Consider the following 4634-nt stretch of genomic DNA (forward strand, 5'->3'; position numbering starts at 1 on the left):
ACCATCAAAACCAATTTCCTTCGCATAATCAACAGCCATATGGAAGAAACGTGCTAAATTATCCTGTTCAAGTTTCATATCTGTATTTAATAATGTTTCATAACCTTCACGGCCGCCCCAGAATACATAGTTTTCTGCCCCAAGCTCTTTTCCGATTTCAAGACCCTTTTTCACTTTCGCAGCAGCATAAGCAAACACATCTGCATTATTGGAAGTTGCTGCGCCATGAACGTATCGTGGGTGCGTAAACGCATTCACTGTATTCCAAAGCAATTTCGTTTTGCTTGTTTTCATGTAATCCTTAATCATCGCAACGATTGGATCAAGAGCATCATATGTTTCCTTTAATGTATTTCCTTCAGGCGCGATATCAGAATCATGGAAACAGAAGAAAGGCACATTCAGTTTTTCAAACAATTCAAATGCCGCTTCTACACGCGCTTTTGCTAAATCTAAGCCCTTATAATGATCCCAAGGACGAATCATCGTTCCTGCACCGAATGGATCTGTTCCATCAGCAGCGAATGTGTGCCAATACGCAACAGAAAAGCGCAGAATTTCCTCCATTGTTTTACCATTAATTTTCTCTTCTGGATTGTAATATTTAAATGAAAGTGGATTTTTTGATGTTGGACCTTCAAACTGGATTTGGTTAATATTTTGGAAATAAGTCATTTGAAATTTCCTCCTCTTTTGTTTTCATGTTACAAATTCACGATTTTTTGTTGTTATCGCTTACAGTACACTAAAAATGAAACAACTATATTTCAAATTTCCTTCAGCTTTACAACTTATGAATTGATTATATCACCAAAAACTTTGTTTGTCTATTGGATGAACAAAGTTTATAATGATTATATAGAATCAATTTAGAAAAATAAAATCGTTATAGTGGCTGTACAGCTACTGTATAAAGAAGGGAACAGAAATCATCATGCAAATGATCTGGAATCAACAGTTAGTAAAAAAAGAAAATAAGTCAATTGTATTGAATCTCATTATGAACAATGCTCCTATTTCACGTGCTGATATCGCGCAAACATCCGGTTTAAACAAAGGAACAGTTTCATCATTAGTAGCAGAGTTGCTGGAGGAACAGTTAATTTATGAGTCTGGCCCAGGCGAATCCAGCGGGGGCAGACGCCCGGTCATGTTATTGTTTAATCAAGCTGCCGGCTATTCCATTGGACTCGACCTGGGTGTCAACTATATTCTTGGAGTCTTAACCGATCTTCACGGAAACATTGTGACTACCAAAAATGAAAAGTATACAAATATATCCTTTGACGATACTCTTAATCGTGTGAAAAATGTTATTTCCTTTTTAATCGATGCTGCTCCCCTCTCTCCCTATGGAATCGTCGGAATCGGAATTGGTGCACCGGGAATTTTGAATAAGGAAGGAGATATTTTGCTTGCTCCCAATCTTGGATGGAAAAACGTTTCGCTAACAGCAGCACTTGAAACAACATTCAATATACCTGTTATTGTCGAAAACGAAGCAAATGCCGGTGCTTACGGCGAGAAAAAGTTTGGACTCGGACAGCCCTTTGATGATCTCATTTATGTAAGTGCAGGGATTGGGATCGGAACAGGCATTATTATTAACGGTGAATTATATAAGGGAATTAATGGTTACTCAGGCGAGTTCGGGCATATGACAATTGACAAAAATGGAATGCAGTGCCGATGCGGAAATAAGGGCTGCTGGGAGCTGTATGCATCTGAACAATCCTTGTTGTCAAAAGCAAATGAAATGAACTTGGGAATAATGAATGATGTCAATTTAGGCGAAATACTATTACTGGCACAAAATGGGGAGCAAGCAGCCATTCAACTACTAAAGGAGGTTGGCCAAAATCTTGGCTTGGGGATTATTAATATTATCCATGCCTTTAATCCGCAGCAAATTATCATTGGAAATCGCCTTGCAGCAGCAAGGCAATGGATTGAGCCTCAAGTTCGGAATGTGATAGACAAATTTACATTATCCTTTCATCACACGGATATTAAAGTGAGTTTCTCAAATTTATCCCTGCCCTCTTCCGCCTTGGGAGTTGCAGCTTTTTCAACTGAAGCATTTCTTAAGTCAAAACTGCAAATGCAATAATGAGTTTATTTTTGGGTTAATAACAATACTAACACATAAAGACTGCCGTGAAATTCAGCGGCAGTCTTTATTTATCCCTATATTTTACAGTATATTATGCTGATTTGCCCCAAGCTGTCTCCATTTCCTCTAAGGTCTTCCCTTTCGTCTCAGGGACAAGCTTCCAAACAAATACAGCTGACAGTACGCTCATTAGACCATAGAAACCATAGGTTAAGCCACCGCTATACTCCATCATCATTGGATACGTAGATGAAATTAAATAGTTAGCAGCCCATTGTGCAGCTACGGCAATAGCCACAGCTTGTCCACGAATTTTATTAGGGAAGATTTCAGAGATCAATACCCAACAGATTGGTCCCCATGACATCATGAATGAGGCTGTATATATAATAATAAATATTAAAGTACTAATCCCAATAATATTTGAAAAGGCCAATCCTGCTACACCAAACATACCAATAGCCATACCGACAGAACCTGTTATTAACAAAGGTTTACGTCCCCATCTATCTACAGTCACGATGGCAACAACCGTAAAGATAACATTGACTAATCCCATAACAATTGCCTGTAACATGGAAGCATCTTTTGCAGCTCCCATACTTTCAAAAATATGTGGCGCATAATATAAAGCAACATTGATACCAACAAACTGTTGGAATACAGAGAGAAGTACTCCAACAACAATCACTAATTTCCCGTAAGCAAATAGTTTTTCGGAAGAAACATTCATATTTATCGTTTGTTTAATTTCACTCAAAATTGATTTCGCCTCTGAAGGACTATTATTAATTTTAGTGAGAATTGCTAGAGCTTTATCATCTTGATTTTGTATTACTAAGTATCGAGGTGTTTCTGGCACGAAAAGTAAAAGGATGCCGAATAATAAAGCCGGAATAGCTCCCGAAGCAAACATATATCTCCAACCCACATCGTTTATCCATTCCAATGTCTGTCCATTAGCAATGCCCCAATTAACAAAGTAAACAACCAACATACCAAAAATGATCATAAATTGATTGAACGAAACCAACCGACCACGAATATCAGCAGGAGCAATTTCTCCTATATACATTGGACAAATTGCAGATGCCAAACCAACACCAATTCCACCTATGATTCGGTACACATTAAAGGCAAGTAGCAAAGAGATCGTCGGTTCTCCTTTTGTGAAAAATAAAAACTCAGGATAAGAAGCCCCTAGAGCTGATACAATGAATAGTATAGCTGCTATCATAAGTGAATTTTTACGACCAAATTTTGATGCGAAATAACCAGATAAGAATCCGCCAATGATACAACCTATTAATGCACTTGAAATTGTTGCCCCATGCGCTAATGACCCTAACCCTAAGCTATCGATAAAATATGCTCGTATTGATGCTTCGGCACCAGATATTACAGCTGTATCATAACCAAAGAGCAAACCGCCAATAGCAGCTACTAACGTAATTGAAAATATATAGAGTGAGTTTCGTTTTTGTTTCATAGTTTATTACAAACAGATTTTAATAACCAAAAAGAACACTAATTTATAAAATTCAACAGCTGGCTTGCAATTGATCATTTTCTATCTATGCAGCATTGTCTTATTAATTATCTTTTACATTTCGTCATATAATTAAACACTGATAACGCTTTCCATCTTACTCTAATCATTATAGCGTTTTCAAAATAGCTTATTATTGACACGGTTAAAGATGGTTTTAAATAACCTGTTTCTTTTTGGTGGACTATTCTAAAATCTGTCTGTATACTCCCTTCTATTTTGAATTTTTAAATTACTTACAGAAAAAATATAACTCAAATAATTACTCTAATCAGTTCTTAGTCCCTTTTAAAAGTAAAGGATTGAATCAAGCAGGAAAATAGATCAAGACTTGGTGGTTTTCCACATCTAAACATTTAGAGTATCCACCTCCAACGAATTTCATTACTTTTAATATTTAGTTCATATAGATTTACTACGTTTGTTAACAAGCTTTGAAATCGTTCTCATATGGAGGATAACAACATCAGATTAGTTTATCTACTAGATAAAACTAATCTTTTTCCTTATCCCATATGAAAATATCCTATTTGTTGAGACTCTATCCAAGAAACGTGGGAATCGATTTCAAAACTCGTTTATATATAGGAATTTGAAAAAAGTAATGGAAATGAAAGCTGATAAGATTATTTCTTTTTTCAAATAGCCTACGTGTTTAAAATTAAACTCCTAATTATACTGATCATTTTGCGTACTTCACAAAACTTTCCCAGTATCACCTCTCTATCTAGCGATGATACTGGGGAATGAAAAGGCGCCGGTATAAAATACCATTCCAGCCCCTTTTTTATTTATTTGAGTGTCTGTTTCTGTTATACAGTTACAGTCGATAATGTTTCCAATAAGTATTGATTTACCACTGCTTTTAATCGTTCCTGACGACCGGATTTGTTCTTGATTTCTCCAAGGCTTAATGCATATTGCTCCAGCTTGTGGAAATCCGCTCTGCCTTCCACAATCTCTAAGCCGACT

The 4634-nt window shown here is 36.5% G+C and carries 2 protein-coding genes and 2 pseudogenes; 1 reads left to right on the forward strand and 3 read right to left on the reverse strand.

Features of this window, described 5'->3' with window-relative positions; genetic code table 11:
- A pseudogene (locus tag AAHB12_RS30915) lies at window positions 1-675 on the reverse strand (xylose isomerase); the annotation flags it as partial.
- 259 nt (window positions 676-934) lie between these two features.
- On the opposite strand from AAHB12_RS30915, the gene AAHB12_RS30920 reads away from it, so the two are divergent.
- Entirely contained in the window at window positions 935-2110 is a 1176-nt protein-coding gene (locus AAHB12_RS30920; protein ID WP_342048905.1) for an ROK family transcriptional regulator, read from the forward strand.
- A gap of 94 nt (window positions 2111-2204) precedes the next feature.
- On the opposite strand, the gene xylE is transcribed toward AAHB12_RS30920, so the two are convergent.
- The gene (xylE, locus tag AAHB12_RS30925) at window positions 2205-3602 is read right to left on the reverse strand and encodes a D-xylose transporter XylE (RefSeq protein WP_342048906.1); all 1398 of its coding nucleotides are present in this window, start codon (window positions 3600-3602) and stop codon (window positions 2205-2207) included.
- Between the two features lie 872 nt (window positions 3603-4474).
- A pseudogene (locus tag AAHB12_RS30930) lies at window positions 4475-4634 on the reverse strand (xylose isomerase); the annotation flags it as partial.

The organism is Bacillus sp. OTU530, from assembly GCF_038440375.1.